General features: G+C 72.8%; 19 protein-coding genes. 15 read left to right on the top strand and 4 right to left on the bottom strand.

Annotation, left to right across the window (positions count from 1 at the left end; genetic code table 11):
• Positions 1-71: 71 nt before the first annotated feature.
• Both N5875_RS31465 and N5875_RS31470 read left to right on the top strand, forming a co-directional pair.
• Positions 72-623, top strand: a complete 552-nt coding sequence (locus N5875_RS31465) for a TetR/AcrR family transcriptional regulator (RefSeq protein ID WP_338497567.1) — start codon at positions 72-74, stop codon at positions 621-623.
• On the top strand, positions 620-2,164 hold the full coding sequence (locus N5875_RS31470) for an MFS transporter (RefSeq protein WP_338497569.1): 1,545 nt from the start codon (positions 620-622) through the stop codon (positions 2,162-2,164). Before N5875_RS31465 ends, N5875_RS31470 begins: the two co-directional genes overlap by 4 nt.
• A 70-nt stretch (positions 2,165-2,234) precedes the next feature.
• Here N5875_RS31470 and N5875_RS31475 read toward each other — a convergent pair whose 3' ends face one another.
• A complete protein-coding gene (locus N5875_RS31475; RefSeq protein ID WP_318206836.1) occupies positions 2,235-2,906 on the bottom strand; it encodes a lysophospholipid acyltransferase family protein in 672 nt (223 codons plus the stop codon).
• A 220-nt stretch (positions 2,907-3,126) separates the two neighbouring features.
• Here N5875_RS31475 and N5875_RS31480 point away from each other — a divergent pair, with 220 nt between their 5' ends.
• The 3 genes from N5875_RS31480 to N5875_RS31490 all read left to right on the top strand — a co-directional run bounded on the left by N5875_RS31480 (position 3,127) and on the right by N5875_RS31490 (position 5,638).
• Positions 3,127-4,314 carry a glycerophosphodiester phosphodiesterase gene (locus tag N5875_RS31480; RefSeq protein ID WP_338497571.1) on the top strand — a complete coding sequence of 396 codons (1,188 nt, stop codon included), beginning with the start codon at positions 3,127-3,129 and terminating at the stop codon, positions 4,312-4,314.
• Positions 4,315-4,429: 115 nt separating this feature from the next.
• Positions 4,430-5,098: a sigma-70 family RNA polymerase sigma factor gene (locus tag N5875_RS31485; protein ID WP_338497574.1), complete on the top strand. Its 669-nt coding sequence runs from the start codon at positions 4,430-4,432 to the stop codon at positions 5,096-5,098.
• A 36-nt stretch (positions 5,099-5,134) separates the two neighbouring features.
• The gene (locus N5875_RS31490) at positions 5,135-5,638 is read left to right on the top strand and encodes a GNAT family N-acetyltransferase (RefSeq protein ID WP_318206833.1); all 504 of its coding nucleotides are present in this window, start codon (positions 5,135-5,137) and stop codon (positions 5,636-5,638) included.
• Position 5,639: 1 nt separating this feature from the next.
• Here the strand turns inward: N5875_RS31490 and N5875_RS31495 are convergent, their stop codons facing one another.
• Positions 5,640-6,074: a hypothetical protein gene (locus tag N5875_RS31495; RefSeq protein ID WP_338497576.1), complete on the bottom strand. Its 435-nt coding sequence runs from the start codon at positions 6,072-6,074 to the stop codon at positions 5,640-5,642.
• Positions 6,075-6,076: 2 nt separating this feature from the next.
• Positions 6,077-6,439 (bottom strand): hypothetical protein, encoded by a 363-nt coding sequence (locus tag N5875_RS31500; RefSeq protein WP_318206831.1) that lies wholly within the window; start codon positions 6,437-6,439, stop codon positions 6,077-6,079.
• Between the two features lie 494 nt (positions 6,440-6,933).
• On the opposite strand from N5875_RS31500, the gene N5875_RS31505 reads away from it, so the two are divergent.
• The 8 genes from N5875_RS31505 to N5875_RS31540 all read left to right on the top strand — a co-directional run bounded on the left by N5875_RS31505 (position 6,934) and on the right by N5875_RS31540 (position 18,263).
• The gene (locus N5875_RS31505) at positions 6,934-8,055 is read left to right on the top strand and encodes an ATP-binding cassette domain-containing protein (RefSeq protein WP_318206830.1); all 1,122 of its coding nucleotides are present in this window, start codon (positions 6,934-6,936) and stop codon (positions 8,053-8,055) included.
• A complete protein-coding gene (locus N5875_RS31510) occupies positions 8,052-8,720 on the top strand; it encodes a methionine ABC transporter permease (RefSeq protein ID WP_266889786.1) in 669 nt (222 codons plus the stop codon). The genes N5875_RS31505 and N5875_RS31510 overlap by 4 nt, the downstream gene beginning before the upstream one ends.
• Positions 8,721-8,816: 96 nt before the next feature.
• The gene (locus N5875_RS31515) at positions 8,817-9,674 is read left to right on the top strand and encodes a MetQ/NlpA family ABC transporter substrate-binding protein (protein ID WP_318206829.1); all 858 of its coding nucleotides are present in this window, start codon (positions 8,817-8,819) and stop codon (positions 9,672-9,674) included.
• Positions 9,675-9,871: 197 nt separating this feature from the next.
• Entirely contained in the window at positions 9,872-10,507 is a 636-nt protein-coding gene (locus N5875_RS31520; protein ID WP_318206828.1) for a GNAT family N-acetyltransferase, read from the top strand.
• A gap of 67 nt (positions 10,508-10,574) precedes the next feature.
• Entirely contained in the window at positions 10,575-11,807 is a 1,233-nt protein-coding gene (cbiE, locus tag N5875_RS31525; protein ID WP_338497582.1) for a precorrin-6y C5,15-methyltransferase (decarboxylating) subunit CbiE, read from the top strand.
• A gap of 326 nt (positions 11,808-12,133) precedes the next feature.
• Positions 12,134-15,742, top strand: coding sequence for a nicotinate-nucleotide--dimethylbenzimidazole phosphoribosyltransferase (cobT, locus tag N5875_RS31530; protein ID WP_338497583.1), 3,609 nt, complete (start codon positions 12,134-12,136; stop codon positions 15,740-15,742).
• Between the two features lie 376 nt (positions 15,743-16,118).
• Entirely contained in the window at positions 16,119-17,372 is a 1,254-nt protein-coding gene (gene cobA, locus N5875_RS31535) for a uroporphyrinogen-III C-methyltransferase (RefSeq protein WP_318206825.1), read from the top strand.
• A 72-nt stretch (positions 17,373-17,444) separates the two neighbouring features.
• On the top strand, positions 17,445-18,263 hold the full coding sequence (locus tag N5875_RS31540; RefSeq protein ID WP_318206824.1) for an RNA methyltransferase: 819 nt from the start codon (positions 17,445-17,447) through the stop codon (positions 18,261-18,263).
• Positions 18,264-18,505: 242 nt separating this feature from the next.
• Here N5875_RS31540 and N5875_RS31545 read toward each other — a convergent pair whose 3' ends face one another.
• On the bottom strand, positions 18,506-19,738 hold the full coding sequence (locus N5875_RS31545) for a protein kinase (protein ID WP_318206823.1): 1,233 nt from the start codon (positions 19,736-19,738) through the stop codon (positions 18,506-18,508).
• 512 nt (positions 19,739-20,250) lie between these two features.
• Here N5875_RS31545 and N5875_RS31550 point away from each other — a divergent pair.
• Together N5875_RS31550 and N5875_RS31555 are read left to right on the top strand one after the other, a co-directional pair.
• Positions 20,251-20,418, top strand: a complete 168-nt coding sequence (locus tag N5875_RS31550; protein ID WP_187622673.1) for a hypothetical protein — start codon at positions 20,251-20,253, stop codon at positions 20,416-20,418.
• A gap of 148 nt (positions 20,419-20,566) precedes the next feature.
• Entirely contained in the window at positions 20,567-21,553 is a 987-nt protein-coding gene (locus N5875_RS31555) for an aminoglycoside phosphotransferase family protein (RefSeq protein ID WP_338497585.1), read from the top strand.
• The last annotated feature ends 7 nt before the right edge of the window (positions 21,554-21,560 follow it).

Raw genomic sequence — 21,560 nt, forward strand, 5'->3', positions numbered from 1 at the left:
GTTCCTGCCCCGGCTGAGGCATCACATTATTGAATGAGACATTGGTGTCTCATTCGGTGTATGGTCGTCTCATGTCAGTCGATCGCACCCAGGTGCTCCACGCAGCCGCCGCCCTGCTCTCCCGCAAGGCGACCGCCACGATGGACGAGGTCGCCCGGTCCGCCGGGATCGGCCGCGCCACGCTGCACCGGCACTTCGCCGGTCGGGACGCCCTGGTGCGGGCGCTCGAAGACCTCGGGCTCCAGGAGCTGGAGGCCGCGCTCGACCGGGCCGGGCTCGACGACGGGCCCGAGGACGAGGCCGTACGACGGCTCGTCGGCGAGGTCGAGGGCGTCGCGCCCCTGCTGTCGTTCCTCGTCACCGAGAACCAGCTCTTCGAGGGCGAACAGCAGAACGAGGGCTGGGAACGGATCGACGCCCGGGTCTCCGCGCTCTTCCGGCGCGGACAGGAGAACGGCGTCTTCCGGATCGATCTGACCCCCGCCTGGCTGGCCGAGGCCTTCTACGGGCTCGTCGGCTCCGGCGCCTGGGCCGTGCAGGACGGCAGGGTCGCCGCCAAGGACCTTCAGTACATGATCGCCGAGCTGCTGCTCGGCGGAGCGCGCAGGAGCGTGGAGAAGTGACCGTCAGCACCCTCAGGACCCCGGGCCATACCGAGGGCGTGCGCCGCCCCGGCCGGTGGCTCGCCCTCTCCGTTCTCGTCCTGGCCGTCCTCCTCGTGGCGGTCGACGCCACGGTGCTGGGACTCGCCACCCCCTTCCTCTCCGAGGACCTGAAGCCGTCCGGCACCCAGCTCCTCTGGATCGGTGACGTCTACTCCTTCGTCATCGCCGGACTCCTGGTCTCCATGGGCAGCCTCGGTGACCGCATCGGCCGCAAGAAGCTGCTCCTGATCGGCGCCACCGCCTTCGGCGCCGTCTCCGTGCTGAACGCCTACGCGACCAGCCCCGAGATGATGATCGTGGCGCGCGCCCTGCTCGGCGTCGCCGGCGCGACCCTGATGCCGTCCACCCTGGCGCTCATCCGGAACCTCTTCCACGACCCGCGCGAGCGCAGCCTCGCCATCGGCATCTGGGGTGCCATGGCCTCGGCCGGCGCCGCCGTCGGACCGGTCGTCGGAGGGTTCCTCCTGGAGCACTTCTGGTGGGGCTCCGTCTTCCTGATCAACCTGCCCGTCATGGCGGTCCTCGTCTTCGTCGGCATCAAGCTGATCCCCGAGTCCAAGAACCCGAATCCCGGCCCCTGGGACCTGCCCAGCGTCGCGCTCTCCCTCGTCGGCCTGATCGGCATCGTGTACGCGATCAAGGAGCTGGCCTCGCACGGCCTCTCCCCCGACGCGGGCCTCGCCGCCCTCCTCGGAGCCGCCGCCCTGACCTGGTTCGTCCGCCGGCAGCTGACCCTGCCCGCGCCACTCCTGGACATGCGGCTGTTCCGCCACCGCGGTTTCTCGGGCGCCGTACTCGCCGACCTGCTGACCATCCTCGGCCTCTCCGGCCTGGTGTTCTTCCTGTCCCAGTTCTTCCAGCTGGTCCAGGGCAGGCAGCCCCTGGAGGCCGGACTCGCCGAACTCCCGGCGGCGGTCGGCGCGGTCACGGCCGGTCTGATCGCGGGGCTTGTGGCCCGTCGCTTCTCCGTACGGTCCGTGGTGGCCGGCGGCCTCGCGGCGGTCGGCCTCTCGCTCGCGGTCCTGACCACCCTCGACCAGCACACCGGCTACCCGCTGCTCGGCGCCGCCCTGCTCGTCGTCGGTGTGGGCGCCGGATTCGCCTTCACCGTCACCGCCGACGTGATCCTCTCCAGCGTCCCGAAGGAACAGGCCGGCTCCGCCTCCGCGGTCTCCGAGACCGCGTACGAACTGGGTGCCGCGCTCGGCATCGCCGTCCTCGGCTCGATCGTCACCGGCGTCTACCGGGACTTCGCCACCCCGGCCGGTGTCCCCTCCGACATCGAGTCCGCCGCCCACGAGTCGCTCGGCGGCGCGGTCGAGGCCTCCGGTGCCCTCGCACCGGACACGGCGACGGCCCTGGTGTCGGCCGCCCAGGAGGCCTTCGTCGACGGACTGCGGATCGCGGCCGGCGTCGGCGCGGCGGTCCTCCTCGCGACGGCGGTCGCGGCCTGGTTCCTCCTCAAGGGCCAGAAGCTGGAGGACGGCGCCGCGCACTGACGCCCGGCGGATACGACGGTGCCCCGTACGGCCAGAAGGCTGTACGGGGCACCGTCACACGTATACGGCGCTACGCGGCCTTCGCCTTGGTGGCGTACATGTCCACGTACTCCTGCCCCGAGAGCCGCATGACCTCGGCCATCACCGAGTCCGTCACCGCCCGCAGCACATAGCGGTCGCGGTCCATCCCGTCGTACCGCGAGAACTCCATCGCCTCGCCGAAGCGCACGGTCACCCGGCCCGGACGCGGGAAGCCCGCGCCGCCCGGCTGGATCTTGTCGGTGCCGATCATCGCGAACGGGATCACCGGCGCGCCCGTCATCAGGGTGAGCCGCGCGATGCCCGTACGGCCCCGGTACAGACGGCCGTCGGGGGAGCGGGTGCCCTCCGGGTAGATCGAGAAGATCTTGCCCTCTTCGAGCACCCGGCGGCCGGTCATCAGGGCCGCCACACCACCGCGGCCGCCGTCCCGGTCCACCGGGATCATGCCGACGCTGGTGAAGAACCAGGCCATCGCCCGGCCCTTGATGCCCTTGCCCGTCACGTACTCGTCCTTGCCGATGAAGTAGACCGGACGGTCCAGGCAGATCGGCATGATCATCGAGTCGATGAAGGTGAGGTGGTTCCCCGCGAGGATGACGGGACCGGTCCCCGGGATGTTCTCGGCGCCCTCCACGCGGGGGCGGAACATCAGGCGCATGACCGGCCCGAGCACTGCCTTGATGATCGCGAGACGGGACAACGGTTCCTCCGGTGGGACGCGGGTCAGTCGAGCTGACGGTGCAGCTGGCGACGATACTCGCGGGTCACGTCCGTGCGCACATCGGGTTCACCGAGTGGATACGCAGTGTTGACGTGAGTTTCCGCCATGTTCGGCGGAGGTCTGCCGCCCGTAGGGCCCCGATGCCTAGCGTCGGGGGTACCCGTCGACAGGTACGGGACATGACACAGGAGGACACCACATGACCCAGGGCGAACGCCGGATCCCGGCCCGGCGCACGGTACTCGGAGCTGCGGGCGCCACCGTCCTCGGCGCCTCCACGGCCCTCGCCGCCGGTACGGGCACGGCGCAGGCCGCCGAGTCGCGGAGCGCCGGTGCGGCGCACGGCCAGGGCCACGGCCGCGGCTACCGCTCCCTCCCCGTCCCCACCGTCATCGCCCACCGCGGCGCCAGCGGCTACCGCCCCGAGCACACCCTCGGCTCCTACCGGCACGCCCTGGACCTCGGCGCCCACGTCATCGAGCAGGACCTCGTCCCCACCAAGGACGGGCACCTGGTCTGCCGCCACGAGAACGACATCACCGGCACCACCGACGTCGCCGACCACCCGGAGTTCGCGTCCCGGAAGACCACCAAGACCGTCGACGGCACCTCGTACACCGGCTGGTTCACCGAGGACTTCACGCTCGCCGAGCTCAAGACCCTCCGCGCCAAGGAGCGCATCCCGGCCGTCCGCCAGGAGAACACCCTCTACGACGGCCGCTGGACGATCCCCACCTTCGAGGAGGTCCTGCGCTGGGCCGAGGAGGAGGGCCGCCGCCGGGGCCGCGAGATCTGGCTCCACGTCGAGACCAAGCACCCCACCTACTTCCGCTCCCTCGGCCTCGGCCTGGAGGAGCGCCTCGCCAAGCTGCTCCGCCGGTACGGCCGCCACCGCGCCGACTCCCCGGTCTTCCTCCAGTCCTTCGAGCCGAGCAGCATCCAGCGGCTCGCGAAGCTGGTCGACTCGCCCGGCGTGGTCCTGCTCTCCGGCGCGACCAGCCGCCCCTGGGACTTCGTCCAGGCCGGGGACCCGCGTACGGTCGCCGACCTGGTCACCCCCAAGGGCCTGCGCTGGATCGCCTCGTACGCCAAGGGCATCGGCCCGACGCTCGACCTGGTGATACCGAAGGACGCGAGCGGCCGCCTCGGCGACCCGACCACCCTGGTCCGCGACGCGCACGCGGAGGGCCTCATCCTCCACCCGTACACCCACCGCAACGAGAACTCCTTCCTGCCCGCGGACTTCCGCAGGGGGACGGACCCGACCGCGTACGGGGACTCCTTCGGGGCTCTGAAGCGGTACCTGGAGACGGGGATCGACGGCATCTTCTCCGACAACCCGGACACCGCCCTGCTGGGCGCGGCGGACTTCACCGCCCGCGACTGAGCACCTCGTACGAAAGGACCGTGCGGGTCCGCCGTCCGGGCCCGCACACCGTCCTCCCGGGTGGTTTGACGCCCGAACCGCAACCGCGCCCGCGTGCCCCGGCATGTTGCGGTGCATGACCACCCCCGTGACCACCCCCGAGTCCGCCCAGGACACCACCCCCGAGTCCGCGCCGGACACCACCGCCGAGCCCGGCCGGGACGCCACCCCCGAGCCGGCCCCGGACATCGCCCGAGAGTCCGGCCAGGACGCCACCCCCGGGCTCCTCGCCGCCCTCGCCCCGCTGCTCGCCGCCGAGTCGGACGCCGAGGCACCGGCCGCCGGGGTCGAACCGAGCGACCTGGAACAGGCCGTCTGGCTCCGCCTCCTCGAACAGCTCCGCGACACGGGAACCGCCCCCGAGCACCCCGCCGAGTGGCTGCGACGCGCCGTCCGGGCCGAGGCCCGCCGCGCCCGCAGGACCAGCGACCGCGAACGCCCCTACCGCGACGAACCCGGCCACGACCAGGGCACCTCCGAGCCGCACGGCTCCCCGGAGCACTCCCTGATGGCCGCCGAGGGCCGCCGCACCCTGCGCGCCGCCGTCACCCGGACGCCCGGCCGCTGCCCCCGGGTGCTGACCGCGATGCTCGATCCCGAGGACCCCACGTACCGGGAAATCGCAGGAGAGTTGGGTATCTCACAGGGCAGTCTGGGGCCGATGCGTTCCCGTTGCCTGGGATGCCTGCGCAGAATGCTGGCTGCAGAGGTTCCCGCCCCCGGCCGACGGGGAAGGGTGCGGTAAACCGATGATCGACAGATGAGCGGGAGGCGTGCACACATGGGCCTGAGTGTGACCATCTCAGCGGCGGACGCGGCGGACGCGGAGCACATCCTGAAGCTGCAGTACCTCTGCTACCAGAGCGAGGCGGAGCTCTACGGGGACTGGTCCATCGAACCGCTCACCCAGTCGCTCGACGGCCTGCGGGCCGAACTGGACGAGGGATACGGTCTTGTGGCCCGGCTCGGTGACGAGGTCGTCGCCTCCGTACGGGCCAGGCTCGACGAGGACGGCACGGTACGGATCGCCAAGCTGATCGTGCACCCGCGGATGCAGCGGCACGGCCTCGGCGGCCGCCTTCTCGACGGCATCGAGCGCCACTTCGCCGAGACGGCCGAAACCGCCGTCCAGCCGGCCCCGTCGCCCAAGCGCTTCCAGCTCTTCACCGGCCACCGCAGCGAGGGCAATCTGCGCCTCTACCGCAGCAAGGGGTACGCGCAGGTCGCCACCCGCGAACTCGGCCCCAGGCTCACCCTGGTGACCCTGGAGAAGGCCGCGGCCTGACTCAGGCGGCCGTCGCGGTACGCGAGCGGCGCAGCCACCAGATGCCGCTCAGCGGCAGCAGGACCGGAATGAACAGATAGCCGTAGCCGTAGTCCGACCAGACCGTCGCGTCCGGGAAGGCGGACGGCTCGACCAGCGTCCAGGTCCCGACGATCAGTACGCCCGCGAGCTCGGCGGCGCAGCACATCAGCGCCGCCCTGCGGGCCCTCTCCCCGCCCCGCACCAGCGTGTAGGTGATGAAGGCGTAGACGACGGCGGCCACCGCCGACAGCGCGTACGCGAGCGGCGCCCGGTCGAACTCGGTGGCGATCTGGTAGATCGAGCGCGAGACCGCGCCGACCGACATCACGCCGTAGAGCCACACCAGCAGGATGCCGGGGCCCGTGACGAGACGGGCCTTCGTGCCCCGCGCGGCCGTCTCCTGCGTCTCGGTCATGGTCAGCCCACCGTCCAGATGTCGTAGAGACGCACTTCGAGCACCGCCAGGACGACCGCGCCGGCGGCCACCGTGGCCGAACCCCACCGGCTGCGCTCCGCGAGCGACATGAAGCCGGCGATGGGCACCGCGCACAGCGCCCCGAGCAGATAGGCGACGAAGATCGTCGCGCCCTCCTCGGCCTTCTCGCCGCGCGCCAGCTGCACGATCCCGACGATCAGCTGGACCAGGACGAGGAAGGTCACCACGGCCATGCCGATGAAGTGCCAGTCCTTGGTCGACTGATCGCGGAAGGCGGCGAAGCCGCACCAGGCGGCGAGGGCGAGCGCGGCCACGGAGACCGAGACCGTCAGGGCGTCAAGCATGCGCCCGAGGGTATTACGGTGCGAATGGCCCGATGCGCTCGCCCCCTGCGCCCGCGCCACGGCCACGCGAGCGGACCGTGGTCCAGGCCACACCGCGCCGACTCATCGGCCCCGGCGGAGGGTGCCGTCTCCGCAGGCCACAAGGGGAGAACGAGCGGAACGAAGTCCTCCGAAGTGTCCGCATGGCGTCTCAATCGCGTCCGCTATTCGGACAGCCTCGTTTCGTTCGCACCTGCGCATGCTTTACTTGCCCACATGACCACGACGAGCAGCCGCACCCTTGCGACCGAGGCGATCACGACGCCCGGTGCTCGTTGTATGTGTCGAATGTGCGCCTTCTGAGGGCCCCCGCCTAGTTTCGCGCCCCGAAGCGAGACCCGACGGCCGTGCCGTTCCTCCGCCTTCCGGCGGTGGACCGTGCCCGCCCCGCGCACTGCCGAGACGCCCGGCCACCCGCCGGAGCGGCCTCCGTGCGCCTGACTGTCCGAAGACGAATGCCCGTGCACGACGGACCCCGCGCCGTGCACTCGACAGTGACGGAAACCCCTGTGATCACCACTTCGGGCCTGACCAAGGTCTACGAGTCGCGCGGCCGACAGGTCACCGCTCTGGACGGTGTCGACCTCCACGTCCGCGAGGGCGAGGTATTCGGCGTGATCGGCCAGAGCGGCGCCGGCAAGTCCTCGCTCATCCGCTGCGTGAACCTCCTGGAGCGCCCCACCTCCGGCACCGTGACCGTCGACGGCGTGGACCTCACCGCACTCGCCGGCAAGGGCCGCCGCGCGGGCAGGGACCTGCGCCGGGCGCGCAGCAGCATCGGCATGGTCTTCCAGCACTTCAACCTGCTGTCCTCCCGCACGGTGAAGGACAACATCGAGCTCCCCCTAGAGATCCTCGGCGTCTCCGGAGCCGAGCGCTCCCGCCGTGCCCTCGAACTCCTCGACCTGGTCGGCCTCGCCGACAAGGCCAAGTCCTACCCGGGTCAGCTCTCCGGCGGCCAGAAGCAGCGCGTCGGCATCGCCCGCGCCCTGGCCGGCGAGCCCAAGGTCCTGCTCTCCGACGAGGCCACCAGCGCCCTCGACCCGGAGACCACCCGCTCCATCCTCCAGCTGCTGCGCGACCTCAACCAGCAGCTCGGTCTGACCGTCCTGCTCATCACGCACGAGATGGACGTCGTGAAGACGATCTGCGACTCGGCCGCGCTGATGCAGAAGGGCCGGATCGTCGAGTCCGGCACCGTGAGCGAACTGCTCGCCACCCCCGGCTCCCAGCTGGCGGCCGAGCTCTTCCCGGTCAGCGGCGCCCACACCGGACCCGACCGCACGGTCGTCGACGTCACCTTCCACGGCGACGCCGCGACACAGCCGGTGATCTCGCAGCTCTCCCGTACGTACAACATCGACATCTCGATCCTCGGGGCGGCGATGGACACCGTCGGCGGCCGACAGATCGGCCGGATGCGGATCGAACTGCCCGGACGGTACGAGGACAACGTCGTCCCGGTCGGCTTCCTGCGCGAGCAGGGCCTCCAGGTCGAGGTCGTCGAGGAGACGCTCACCGAAGAAACGGTTGTCCAGGACGCGGCGACCCTGCTCGTGAAGGAAGGTGCCAAGTGACCTGGTCCGAGATGCAGCCGCTGCTGGAGCAGGGCACCGTCGACACCCTCTACATGGTCCTGTGGGCCACCGTCGTCACCGTGCTCGGCGGCCTGCCGCTCGGCATCCTCCTCGTCCTCACGGACAAGGGCGGACTGCTGCAGAACCTGCCGGTCAACAAGGTCGTCGGTGCGATCGTGAACATCGGGCGTTCGCTGCCGTTCATCATCCTGCTGATCGCCCTGATCCCCTTCACCACCCTGGTCGTCGGCACCTTCATCGGCCCCACCGCGATGATCGTGCCGCTCGCCATCGGAGCCATCCCCTTCTTCGCGCGCCTCGTCGAGACGTCCATCCGCGAGGTCGACCACGGGCTCGTCGAGGCCGTCCAGGCCATGGGCGGCGGCATCCCCACCATCGTCCGCAAGGTGCTGCTCCCGCAGGCCCTGCCGTCGCTGATCTCGGGCGTCACCACCACGGTCATCGTCCTCATCGGCTACTCCGCGATGGCCGGCGCGGTCGGCGGCGAGGGCCTCGGCTCCAAGGCCGTCACCTACGGATACCAGCGCTTCGACACCACGTTCATGCTGGTCACCGTCGTCGTCCTGGTCCTGATCGTGACCGTCGTCCAGCTCATCGGCGACGGAGTCGTACGACTCCTCGCCCGCCGGGGCCGTACCGCGTAACGGCCTCCCGGCCACCCCAGACTTCGTCTTTTCGACGAACACAGCCCGGACTTGTTGTCCAGGCGACCACCGCACCACCGGAAAGAGGCACTCTTCGTGCGTAAGAACATCAAGCTCACCGCCGGTATCGCCACCGCAGCCGCCCTCGCCCTCGGCCTCAGCGCCTGCGGCACCTCCTCGGACCCGGGGTCCAAGGACTCGGCCGGCTCCGGAGACGCCTCCAAGGCGCTCGTCGTCGCCGCGTCCCCGACGCCGCACGCCGACATCCTCAACTACGTCAAGGACAACCTGGCCGAGAAGGCCGGCCTGAAGCTGGAGGTGAAGGAGTTCACGGACTACGTCCTGCCGAACACCGCCACCGAGACCGGCCAGGTCGACGCCAACTACTTCCAGCACAAGCCGTACCTCGACGACTTCAACAAGAAGAACAACACCCACATCGTCCCGGTGGTCGACGTCCACCTGGAGCCGCTGGGCCTCTACTCCAAGAAGCTCACGTCGGTGAAGGACATCAAGGCCGGCCAGACCATCGCCGTCCCCAACGACACCACCAACGGCGGCCGCGCGCTCCAGCTGCTCGCCGAGAACGGCCTGATCACCATCAAGCCGGGTGTCGGCACCAACGCCAAGATCTCCGACATCACCGACAAGAAGGGCCTGGAGTTCAAGGAGCTGGAGGCCGCCACCGTGCCCCGCGCCCTGAACGACGTGGACGCCGCCGTAATCAACGGCAACTACGCCATCGAGGCCAAGCTCTCCCCGGCGAAGGACGCCCTCGTCCTGGAGAAGGCCGACGGCAACCCGTACGCCAACTTCCTCGCCGTCAAGGAGGGCAACGAGAAGGACGCCCGCGTGCAGAAGCTCGCCAAGCTCCTCAACTCGCCCGAGGTGAAGAAGTACATCGAGGACACCTACAAGGGCTCGGTCACCCCGGCCTTCGGCGCCGCCCAGTAGGCTCCGGCCGCCCGAGGGACCGTCAGACCGGTTCCCCCGTACAGTCCTTGAGCAGAAGGCCCCCGCACCCCGTCCGGTGCGCGGGGCCTTCGCCACACCCCCCACCCGACACCGACCCGGCCATGCGCACCGGCGCCCACATGCTGCATGCTGTGCGTTCACGGTCGATTCGGACGGTCCACGGCATGGAGCTGCGCATGACTACCACCTTTCCGGACATCTCCATCAACACGGACCGGTTGGTGCTGCGCGCGCTCGAGGAGGCGGACGTCCCCGCCCTCGCCGAGATGATGAACGACGAACTCGTCGGAGCCTGGACCGCGGTGCCCCAGCCCTTCACCGAGGCGGCCGCACGCCGCTGGATCACCGAGTACGCGCCCGCCGAACGCGCCGCGGGCCGGGGCATCGACCTCGCCGTCACCGAATTCCTCACCCAGCGCCTGGTCGGCATCATCCAGCTGGCCAAGACCGACTGGACCATCCGCTCCACCGAGCTCTCCTACATCGTCGCCCCCTGGGCCCGCGGCGAGGGATACGCCTCCGAAGCCGCCCTCGCCACCGCCCAGTGGCTGTTCGGTGACCAGAAGTTCGAGCGCCTCGAACTGCGCACCGCCGCCGACAACACCGCCTCCCAGCAGGTCGCCCAGAAGATCGGCTGCATCAGCGAAGGCGTCCTCCGCAACGCCTGCATAGCCCGCACCCGCACCGAGGACGGCAGCTGGACCGAGCTGCGCACCGACTTCATCGTCTGGGGCCTCCTCCCCGAGGACCTCGACGGAGTCGCCGACCAGATGGCCGAGGCCGGATACTCCTCGTACACCGACTGGAGCTGAGCCCCGCGGCCCCGCCCGGGGTACGCTCGGCACGCCCCCGACCTGCGACAACACCAGGAGACGACGAATGGCCGACCGCGTCACGGTGATCGGCTGGGACGGCTCGCCCCTCACCGCGGCGGCCCGGTCCGCGCTCTCCGCCGCCACGCTGGTGGCGGGCGCCGCCCACCACCTGGCGCTGCCCGAGGTCCCGCCCGGCGCCGAACGCATCCGCCTCGGCAGCGTCGACCTCGCCGCCCGCCGCATCGCCGGCCACCGCGGCACCGCCGTCGTCCTCGCCGACGGCGACCCCGGCTTCTTCGGCGTCGTCCGCACCCTGCGCGCCCCCGAACACGGCCTCGAGGTCGAGGTCGTGCCCGCCGTCTCCTCCGTCGCCGCCGCGTTCGCCCGCGCCGGGATGCCCTGGGAGGACGCCCGGATCGTGGTCGCCCACCAGCGCACCCTGCGCCGCGCCGTCAACGTCTGCCGCGCCCACCCCAAGGTCGCCGTCCTCACCTCGCCCGGCGCCGGACCCGCCGAACTCGCCCTGCTCCTCGACGGAGTCCACCGCACCTTCGTCGTCTGCGAGGAACTCGGCACCGACCGCGAGCAGGTCTCCGTCCTCACCTCAGACAAGGCCGCCGACCACAGCTGGCGCGACCCGAACGTCGTCCTCGTCATCGGCGGCACCGCGGGCGGGCCGCCCGCCGCCCCCTGGCTGATGGGCCAGGACCCGGCGGCGCCCCCCGTCCGCGGCTGGGGCCTGCCCACGGAGGAGTACGACCCCGCCGCGCGCGGCACGCGGACCGGCGCGGGCGAGGACCCCTCCCTGCGCGCCGCCCAGCTCGCCCGCCTCGGGCCCCGCACCGGCGACCTCGTCTGGGACATCGGCTGCGCGGGCGGCGCCTTCTCCGTCGAGGCCGCCCGCTTCGGCGCCGCCGTCATCGCCGTGGACCTCGACCCGACCGCCTGCGCCCGCACCGAACAGGCCGCCCGCCGCCACGGCGTACCCCTCCAGACCGTGCGCGGCCGGGCCCCGCACATCCTGGAGAACCTGCCCGAACCCGATGTCGTCCGCATCGCGGCCGGCGGGGTCGCCGTCGTCACCGCCTGCACCGACCGGCGCCCGGAACGCATCGTCGCCCACGCCTCCACCCGGGACGAGGCCGAGGCGATCGGCGCCGCCCTCACCGACGGCGGCTACACCGTCGAGAGCCTGCTCCTCCAGACCGTCGGACTCGATCCGCACGACTGGTCGGAACGCGAGCGTTCGGTCGTCTTCCTGCTCGCCGGCCGCAGGACCGACACCCCCCACTCCTAGTCAGGGCACCCCCCACCCGTGACCGTGCCGCCCGCGGGGGCAGGTAGGCTGGCCGATTGTTGTACCGCATCCGGATGTTCGGCGCTTCGTTCGTCAATGTCCTGAATGGGTGGCCACATTGGGCCGCTGACGTGGTACGCGACAAGGGGGGACCGCGCGACGTGGCGCAGTCCACAGCGCACCGTGGCAAATCTCCCTGCCACGAGGGCCCGGGGCCGCGACAATGTGTGGGTGTCCGCGTGTCCTTCGTGCCGCGCGGCGCGCGCGCTCGTTCTTGTCGACGGGCGCAGGTCTGAAGGAGCACAAGCGATGGGCGAGGGGTACGCATGACGGACACCGGCCAGGTCCCGGGCGAGGGGCTGCCGGAGAACGCAGGCATGGTCGAGCAGCCGGGCATCCCCGCACCGGGCGCGTACACCTTCCTGGACCCCTCCGAGCACACCACCGAGGACGACGACCTGCTGCTGATGCCGGGCGCCCAGGGCGCCTGGAGCGAGCACCCGCCGGGCGTCGCGCCCGCGCCCCCGGTCGCCGTGCCGCCGCCGGTGGCACCCGTGGTCCCGGACCAGTCGGCCCCCCACCAGGGCGTACCGACCGCGCACGCGGCGGCCCCCGAGGCGCAGGCCCCGGTCGGCGACCCGCTCACCGACCCGCTGCCGGACCCGCTCACGGCCCCGCTGGACTCCGTCGCCCTCGCCGACGTCCTCACCGCCCCGCAGCACCAGACCCCGCCGCAGGGCGTCCCGCTGGGCACCCCGGCGCACGGCGTCCCGACGGACCAGCAGCTGGGCACCCCGGCCCATGGCGTCCCGCTCGCCGGCACCCCGGCCCACGGCGTCCCGCTCGACCAGCTCGCCGGCACCCCCGCGCACGGTACGCCGGTGGACCAGCCGATGGGCACGCCCGCCCACGGCGTCCCGGTGGACCAGCTCACCGGCACTCCCGCGCACGGCGTCCCCGTGGCCCCGCAGGAGCAGGCGCCCACCCACCACGGCTACGAGCCCGGCATCCTCGACACCGGCGCGCACGAGGCGGCCGGCCGCGACTCCGGCTCCGTCGACCTCGGCGCGGTCCGGGTGCCCCCGCCGGCCCCGGCCCCGCAGCCGGCCCGCCGCCCGCTGCACATGGGTCCGCCCGTGCCCGAGGCCGGCGGCGTCGTGCTCTCGCTGGCCGACCGCGGCCCCGCCGCCGCGCCCGCACCGGCCCCGCAGCCCGCGCCGATCCCCGCACCCGAGCCGCTCGTGGCCACCGGCCCGGCGCCGATGCCCGTACGGAACCCGGGTCCGCCGACCAACGGTCCCGAGTACTTCGAGATCGCGCAGGACCAGCAGCTCGCGCCGCAGGGCGCCGAGCCGTGGGCCGCGCAGCCGCAGGAGCCCCAGGCCCCGGAAGCCCCGGTCGCCCCCGCAGAAACGGTCGTCCCGCAGAGCGGGCAGTTCGTCCAGGTCGAGGGCAACGTCCCGACGACCCCCCACCTGGCCCCGGTTCCGGCGCCGGAACCGGCAGAGCCGTCCGAGCCCGAGCCCGAGCCCGCCCCGCAGGCCGTCGAGGAGACCGTCGAGGAGACCGTCCCGGAGGCCCCGGCGGAGACGCCCGAGGTCCAGGCCACCGTCCCCGCCCCGCGTGAGGGCGAGCCGACGGCCGAGGCCCCCGAGCCCGCGCCGGCGGAGGCCGAGGAGTCCGTGGCCGTACCCGAGGCCGAGCAGGCCCCGGAGGCCGAGCCGCAGCCCGAGGAGCAGCCGGAGCCCGTCGCGGAAGCCGTCACCGAGGCCCCGGCCGAGCCGGTCGCCGTGACGGAGGAGCAGCCCGCGGCGGAGCAGATCCCTGCGGAGGACCTGCCCGCGGAGGAGCAGATCCCCACGGCGGAGCTCCCCGCGGAGGAGCAGATCCCCGAGGAGGCCCCCGTGGAGGCGGTCGCCGAAGAGATCCCGTTCGTACCCGAAGAGGCCCCCGAGGCCCTGCCCGAGCCCACCCCGGAGACCGGGACGGCGCCCACCGCCGAGGCCCCGCAGAGCGAGGAGACGGAGCCGGCCGCGGCCGAGGAGGCCGTCGCCCCCGAGGCGCTCACGGTGGACGAAGCCGCTACCGAGGCCACTACCGAAGCCGCCCCGCAGCCGGAGCCGCCCCTCGACACGGAGGCCACTGAGGCCACGGAAGTCACGGAGGTAACGGAGGTCACGGAGGACACGGCGGAAGCCGAATCGGCTCCGGCCCCCGGCTACGACGACGCCGAGCGCGAGGCCGTCCTCCGCGTGATGCGGGAGCGCCGCGACATCCGCAACGGCTTCCGCTCCGACCCGATCCCGCACGAGGTGCTGCTCCGCGTCCTGGAGGCCGCCCACACGGCCCCCAGCGTCGGCCACTCGCAGCCCTGGGACTTCGTCGTCATCCGCTCCGCCGAGACCCGGCAGACGATGCACGAGCTGGCTCAGCGACAGCGCGAGGCCTACGCCGAGTCGCTGCCGAAGGCCCGGGCGAAGCAGTTCAAGGAACTGAAGATCGAGGCCATCCTCGACACCCCGGTCAACATCGTCGTGACGGCGGACCCGACCCGCGGCGGCCGCCACACCCTCGGCCGCTACACGCAGCCGCAGATGGCCCCGTACTCCTCGGCGCTCGCCGTCGAGAACCTCTGGCTCGCCGCCCGCGCCGAGGGCCTCGGCGTCGGCTGGGTCAGCTTCTTCGACGAGCGCGAGATGGTCCGCACCCTGGGCCTCCCCGAGCACCTCGAAGTGGTCGCGTACCTCTGCGTGGGGTACGTCGACGAGTTCCCCGAGGAGCCCGAGCTGATGCAGGCGGGCTGGTCCAAGCGCCGCCCGCTGGCCTGGGTCGTCCACGAGGAGACGTACGGCCGCCGCGCGCTGCCCGGCGAGGAGCCGCACGACCTGCTGCAGGAGACCATCGCCAACATCCGCCCGCTGGACGCGAAGGCGCTCGGCGAGGCGTGGGAGCGCCAGAAGCGAATGACCAAGCCGGCCGGCGCGCTCGGCATGCTGGAGATCATCGCGGCGCAGCTCTCGGGACTCTCCCGGGTGTGCCCGCCGCCGATCCCGGAGCCGGCCGCCGTCGCGATCTTCGCGGGCGACCACGGCGTCCACGCCCAGGGCGTGACGCCCTGGCCGCAGGAGGTCACCGGCCAGATGGTGGCCAACTTCCTCGGCGGGGGAGCGGTCTGCAACGCCTTCGCCAACCAGGTGGGGGCGGAGGTCTGCGTCATCGACGTGGGCGTGGCGTCCGAACTCCCGGCCACCCCCGGTCTCCTGCCCCGCAAGGTCCGCCCCGGCACCGCCGACTTCACCACGAGTCTCGCGATGACCCGCGACGAGGTACTGGCGGCGATCGAGGTGGGCATCGAAACAGCCCGCGACCTCGTGGCAGCGGGCAACAAGGCGCTCCTGACGGGCGAGATGGGCATCGCGAACACCACCGCGTCCGCCGCCCTGATCTCGGTCTACACGGGCGTCGACCCGACCGAGGTCACGGGCCGCGGCACGGGCATCAACGACGAGACGCACGCCCGCAAGGTGGACGTCGTCCGGCGCGCCCTGGACCTGCACAAGCCGGATCCGGCGGACCCGATCGGCGTCCTGTCGGCGGTCGGCGGCCTGGAGCACGCGGCCCTCGTCGGCCTGATCCTGGGCGCGGCCTCCCTGCGTACCCCGGTGATCCTGGACGGGGTCTCCACCGGCGCAGCGGCCCTGGTGGCCCGCGCGATCGCGCCGGAGTCGCTCGCGGCCTGCATCGCCGGACACCGCAGCGCCGAGCCGGGCCACGTGGCCGCGCTCAACAAGCTGGGCCTGCGCCCCCTGGTCGACCTGGACCTCCGTCTCGGCGAGGGCACGGGCGCACTGCTCGCGCTCCCGCTGGTGCAGAGCGCGGCACGCGCGATGCACGAGGTGGCCACGTTCGACTCGGCGGGCGTCACCGAGAAGTAGCCCCGAGGCGCGTCCCCCATCCACACACGGAAGTGGGGGACGCGCAGGGAACGTGTTCGGGACGCGAAGCGTGATGTGCGGCGCGTAAAAAGAGGGCAGCACTCCTCAAGCGCCAGCACGCGTCGTACATCATGCAGTCCCGAATACGGTCCCGGAGCGTCCCCCACGCAGCGGTCCACCGGGCGAGGCCACGACCGGCAGCCCCCAAGGCTCAACCGGCCGCCCCAAGGGGAGGCAAAGCCCCCCCCGGGAGATCCGTCACAGCGTGACGACACCACCACACCGATATCGTGGTCACCAGGCGCCCCGCCGCCGTCCCACCAGCCGCTTCACCGCAGCAGCGGCCAGCACCCGCCCTCCGAGGAGCCGCTCACCCATGGCCGAGCACGCCGATCACACCGCCCAGTCGACGACGCACCCCGCCTACCCCGTGGGCCTGCGCCTGGCCGGCCGCCGCGTAGTCGTCCTCGGCGGCGGCCAGGTCGCCCAGCGCCGGCTCCCCGCCCTGATCGCCGCGGGCGCCGACATCACGCTGATCTCCCCCTCCGCGACCCCCTCGGTCGAGGCGATGGCCGAGGCGGGCGAGATCAGCTGGACCAGGCGGCGGTACGAGGACGGCGACCTCGCCGACGCCTGGTACGCCCTGGTCGCCACGACCGACCCGGCCTCGAACGCCGCCGCCTCCGCGGAGGCCGAGCGGACCAGGACGTGGTGCGTACGCGCGGACGACGCCGAGGCGGCCACGGCCTGGACCCCGGCGACGGGCCGCAGCGAGGGCGTGACCGTCGCCGTGCTCACCGGCCACGACCCCCGCCGCTCCGCCGCCGTGCGCGACGCGATCGTCGAGGGTCTGCGGGACGGCTCGATCGCGGCCCCGCAGCACCGCGCCCGTACCCCGTTCGTGGCGCTGGTCGGCGGCGGCCCCGGCGACCCGGACCTGATCACGGTGCGCGGCCGTCGGCTGCTCACCGAGGCGGACGTGGTCATCGCCGACCGCCTGGGCCCCCGCGACCTGCTGGACGAACTGCCCCCGCACGTCGAGGTGATCGACGCGGCGAAGATCCCGTACGGCCGGTTCATGGCCCAGGAGGCCATCAACAACGCGCTGATCGAGCACGCGAAGGCGGGCAGGTCCGTCGTGCGGCTGAAGGGCGGCGACCCGTTCGTCTTCGGCCGGGGCATGGAGGAGGCGCAGGCGCTGGCCGCCGAGGGCATCGCCTGCACGGTGGTGCCGGGCATCTCCAGCTCGATCTCGGTGCCGGGCGCGGCGGGCATCCCGGTGACGCACCGGGGAGTGGCGCACGAGTTCACGGTGGTGAGCGGCCACGTGGCTCCGGACGACCCGCGTTCCCTCGTGGACTGGGCGTCGCTGGCGAAGCTCACGGGCACCCTGGTGATCCTGATGGGCGTGGACAAGATCGGGAAGATCGCCGAGGCGCTCATCGCCCACGGCAAGAACCCGGAGACGCCGCTCGCCCTGGTCCAGGAGGGCACGACGGCCTCGCAGCGCCGGGTGGACGCGACGCTGGCGACGGTGGCGGAGACGGTGCGGACGCAGGAGGTCCGCCCGCCGGCGGTCATCGTGATCGGCGACGTGGTGACGGAAGGCCCGGACCGCCTGGTCAAGTAGACCGCTCGGGAGCGAGCGACGCACAGCCGCACACACATTGGCACCACACCCCGGACAAGGCAGTATCACCTCGTGGCCGAACTCATCACGATCGACGACCCCGACGACCCGCGCCTGCGCGACTACACGGGTCTGACCGATGTCGAACTCCGCCGCAGAAGGGAACCGGCCGAGGGCCTGTTCATCGCGGAGGGCGAGAAGGTCATCCGCCGGGCCCGGCAGGCGGGGTACGAGATGCGGTCGATGCTGCTCTCCGCCAAGTGGGTCGATGTGATGCGGGACGTCATCGACGAGGTTCCCGCGCCGGTGTACGCGATCCAGCCGGACCTCGCGGAACGCGTCACCGGCTACCACGTGCACCGGGGCGCCCTGGCCTCGATGCAGCGCAAGCCGCTCCCGGACGCCGCCGAGCTGCTCGGCGGTGCCCGCCGGGTGGTCGTGATGGAGTCGGTGAACGACCACACCAACATCGGCGCGATCTTCCGGAGCGCCGCGGCGCTCGGCATGGACGCGGTGCTGCTGTCGCCGGACTGCGCGGATCCGCTGTACCGGCGGTCGGTGAAGGTCTCGATGGGGGCGGTGTTCTCCGTGCCGTACGCCAGGCTCGACACGTGGCCGCGGGGCCTGGAGGCGGTACGGGAGGCGGGCTTCAAGCTCCTGGCCCTGACGCCGGCCGAGAAGGCGATGTCGATCGACGAGGCCGCCCCGCACCGCATGGAGCGGGTGGCCCTGATGCTGGGCGCGGAGGGCGACGGCCTGTCCACGCAGGCGCTGCGGGCCGCGGACGAGTGGGTCCGCATCCCGATGGCCCACGGCGTCGACTCACTGAACGTGGGCGCGGCGGCGGCGGTGGCCTTCTACGCGGTGGCGACGGGCCGCCCGGAGTCCTGAAAAACGCGCCCACCGGCCTCGGCCCAAGCCCGGCCCACCGGCCCCGGCCCGAGCCCGGCCCACCGGCCTCGGCCCAAGCCCGGCCCACCGGCCTCGGCCCCAGCCCGGCCCCCGGCCCTGGCCCCCAGCCCGGCCCCCCGGCCCCGGCCCGAGGACCGACCCAGGCCTACCGGCCCCAGCTCACAACGCAGCCGCAGCCCCGGCCCCCAGGCCGCCAGGCCCCAGGCCCCAGGCCCAGGGATCTACCCCTGAAGCGCCTGCGCGGCGGCGATGCCCAGGGCCACCACCAGCGTCACCACCACGAAGACGAAGAGCCGCTGCCGCAGCAGCCGCGGGTTGGCGGGTCGGCGTCCCGTGGACGTCGACCGCGCACCCGGCCGGGTCGCGGGACGGCCACCGGTCCGCGGCCCGGCCGAGGGCCGGGACGCCGGCCCGGGCCCACGCCCGCCACGATCCCGCTCGGCACCACGCTCGGAGCCACGGTCCGCGCCGCGCTCCGAACCTCGTTCGACGCCCCGCTCGCCGCCGCGCTCCGCGCCCCGCTCCGGCCCACGACCGGGCACGTCCCGCTCGGTGTAGCGCTCCGTCGGCCGTACGGTGTGCCGCTCCTCGGCGCGTTCCCGCTGCACGGGCGGCCGTGAGACCGGCAGCCCCTGCGCCTCGCGCGCGGCGATCTCCTTGAGCCGCATCGACAGCTGAAGGGTGCTGGGACGGTCCTCGGGGTCCTTCGCGAGGCAGGCCCGGATGAGCGGCGCCAGCGCGTCCGGCACCCCGTGCAGCTGCGGCTCCTCGTGCACGACCCGGTAGAGCATGACCTCGGAACTGCCGTGCCCGAAGGGCGAGTCGGCCATCGCCGCGTACGCCAGCGTGGCGCCGAGCGAGAACACGTCGGTGGCGGGGGTGACGGCCGCGCCGCGCACCTGCTCGGGGGCGAGGAAGCCGGGGGAGCCGACCGCCGTACCGACATGGGTCAGGGTGCTGGCCCCGGTGGCCCAGGCGATGCCGAAGTCGATGATCCGGGGGCCCTTGGGGGAGAGCAGGATGTTCGAGGGCTTGAGGTCCCGGTGCACGACCCCCGCCTCGTGGACGGCGACGAGCCCCTCCGAGAGCGCGGCCCCGATCGAGGCCACGTCGGCGGCGCGCAGCGAGCCCTCCTCGGCGACCCGGTCGTGCAGCGAGGGACCGGGCACGTACTGCGTGGCGAACCAGGGGCGCTCGGCCTCCAGGTCGGCGGCGACGAGCCGGGCCGTACAGCCGCCGCGGATCCGCCGGGCGGCCGAGACCTCACGGGCGAACCGGGACCGGAACTCCTGGTCCTCGGCCAGATCGGGCCGGATCACCTTCAGTGCCACCCGCTGACCGCGCCGGTCGGACCCCAAGTACACGACGCCCATCCCGCCGGCACCCAGCCTGCGGTGGAGCCGGAACGACCCGACGATCCGCGGATCCTCGCGCCGGAGCCGCATCATCGCCATGTCCGTCCCCTCGTCCGTTCGACGTGGCACAGCTTACGTAGTGGCGCCCGCACGCGCTCATAGGCCGCGCCCTCGCACCTGGATCGATCGTCAGTGCTGAGGGGTACGCACGGGGAATGCGCGCCTCCGGTGGTCACCCCAACCCCCCACCCCGTAAACCCAGTTGACGACCTGTCGAAGACGGACTCCGGGTGCCCCGGCAGGGGCTCACGACACCCCCCGACCAGGGCGTTCGCGCGACACCCCGGGAAGTGAGCGAAGTCACGCCCCAGCCGCCCCTCCACGGGCCCGCCCGGAACCCCTCAGGGAAGACCCCGGGTTCCGCGCCCCCGTCTCCACCCAGGGGAGTACGCCGTACGGCCGGGCGTCATCCTCCGGGAGGCCCGCAAGTCGGTACGCGGGCATGACGTCCGGGCGCTCCCGGCTCCCTAATGTTGATGTCAAGCGGCGGGTGCAGCACTCGTCCCCCGAGGTCAAGCACCCGCCGCGCCAGACACGACAGGAGAGGAACCATGGCTTTCACGGCATCGCGGACGAGCACCCAGCCTTCGAGCCGGCGTCACCCGCTGGTGGCCACCGCCATGGTCCTCCCTCTCGCGGCCCTGCTCGTGGTCGTCTTCGGCGGCTGGGACGCAGTGGTCACACAGGCGTCGTCCGTGGGCGTGATGCTGGGGCGCTGAGCAGCGCCCCGGACCCGGGAGAGCGGCCCGGGTCGGGACATCCGGCCATCAACCCCGTGGGGACGGGGGTGCGGCGGACGGCAGCGTGAGGCCGGTCAGCTGGGGAGCTGACCGGCCTTCGCGCGTTCCCGCCCCGTACGCTCGCCCCGTGGACTTCCCCGACCGGCCCCTCATCGACGGCCTCACCGCCTACGCGCACGCCGCAGCCCACCGCCCCGGCGCGCCTTGTCGCTGCGCGAGCGGTCTCGTCGGGGTGCTGGCTGACCGGGACGACGGGACGGTCGTACGCCACGGGCGACTGGTCGCGAAGGCACACGCCCCCGGCACCGACCCCGAGGCGCACCGCGCGCGGATCGCGCTCGCCGCCCACCCGGACCTCCGTGACGTCTTCCTCCCGCCCCTCCCGGCGCCCACGCCCGGCGAACTCGACGGCCGGCCGGTCAGCGTGTGGCCGTACGGCTCGCCCGTCGACCCGGCGGACCCCGACGCCGCCCCGTGGGAGGAGGCGGCGACACTCCTCGCCCTGCTCCACCGCACCCCGCCCCCCGCGGAGTCGGCCGTCCGACTCCCTGAGATGAGGGCCCCGGTCAAAGCGGCCCTCGCCGTGGACCGGATGCGCCGGACGGCACCGGACCACCCTGCTGTGGCGACGGTCCTGGCCGCCTGGCGGTCGATCCCCGGCCGCGTCGCACCGGACGCCCCCCGCCTCCTCTGCCACGGCGACTTCCACCTGGGCCAACTGGTCCGCGACACGGGCCCCGTGGAGTCCCCCGCCGCGCCGCCCCCGCCCCACGCCCCCTGGCGGCTCATCGACATGGACGACGCCGGTCTCGGCGACCCCGCGTGGGATCTGGCCCGCCCCGCGGCCTGGTTCGCGGCCGGCATCCTGCCCCCGGAGATCTGGTCCCGCTTCCTCGGCGCGTACCAGGAGGCGGGCGGCCCGGCCGTGGGCACGGATCCGTGGGTCCAACTCGACGTGCCCGCCCGCGCCCTGACAGTCCAGACGGCGGCGCTCGCCGTCGCCAAGTCGACGGCCGAGGGCCGGCCGCTCGACGAGGTCGAGGACGTGATGATCGACACCTGCGCCCGTATCGCGGGGCATCGAACCGACTCGGCCGCTGTGGCGTCCACATAGGGTGAAG

Source organism: Streptomyces sp. SJL17-4, from assembly GCF_036826855.1.
Classification (GTDB): Bacteria; Actinomycetota; Actinomycetes; order Streptomycetales; family Streptomycetaceae; genus Streptomyces.

What these genes read in the sequence shown, in the direction of transcription:
- N5875_RS31465 (WP_338497567.1), top strand. Translation starts at nt 72, where the DNA reads ATGTCAGTCGATCGCACCCAGGTGCTCCACGCAGCCGCCGCCCTGCTC.
- N5875_RS31480 (WP_338497571.1), top strand. Translation starts at nt 3,127, where the DNA reads ATGACCCAGGGCGAACGCCGGATCCCGGCCCGGCGCACGGTACTCGGA.
- N5875_RS31485 (WP_338497574.1), top strand. Translation starts at nt 4,430, where the DNA reads ATGACCACCCCCGTGACCACCCCCGAGTCCGCCCAGGACACCACCCCC.
- N5875_RS31490 (WP_318206833.1), top strand. Translation starts at nt 5,135, where the DNA reads ATGGGCCTGAGTGTGACCATCTCAGCGGCGGACGCGGCGGACGCGGAG.
- N5875_RS31495 (WP_338497576.1), bottom strand. Translation starts at nt 6,074, where the DNA reads ATGACCGAGACGCAGGAGACGGCCGCGCGGGGCACGAAGGCCCGTCTC.
- N5875_RS31500 (WP_318206831.1), bottom strand. Translation starts at nt 6,439, where the DNA reads ATGCTTGACGCCCTGACGGTCTCGGTCTCCGTGGCCGCGCTCGCCCTC.
- N5875_RS31505 (WP_318206830.1), top strand. Translation starts at nt 6,934, where the DNA reads ATGCCCGTGCACGACGGACCCCGCGCCGTGCACTCGACAGTGACGGAA.
- N5875_RS31520 (WP_318206828.1), top strand. Translation starts at nt 9,872, where the DNA reads ATGACTACCACCTTTCCGGACATCTCCATCAACACGGACCGGTTGGTG.
- cbiE (WP_338497582.1), top strand. Translation starts at nt 10,575, where the DNA reads ATGGCCGACCGCGTCACGGTGATCGGCTGGGACGGCTCGCCCCTCACC.
- cobT (WP_338497583.1), top strand. Translation starts at nt 12,134, where the DNA reads ATGACGGACACCGGCCAGGTCCCGGGCGAGGGGCTGCCGGAGAACGCA.
- cobA (WP_318206825.1), top strand. Translation starts at nt 16,119, where the DNA reads ATGGCCGAGCACGCCGATCACACCGCCCAGTCGACGACGCACCCCGCC.
- N5875_RS31545 (WP_318206823.1), bottom strand. Translation starts at nt 19,738, where the DNA reads ATGGCGATGATGCGGCTCCGGCGCGAGGATCCGCGGATCGTCGGGTCG.
- N5875_RS31550 (WP_187622673.1), top strand. Translation starts at nt 20,251, where the DNA reads ATGGCTTTCACGGCATCGCGGACGAGCACCCAGCCTTCGAGCCGGCGT.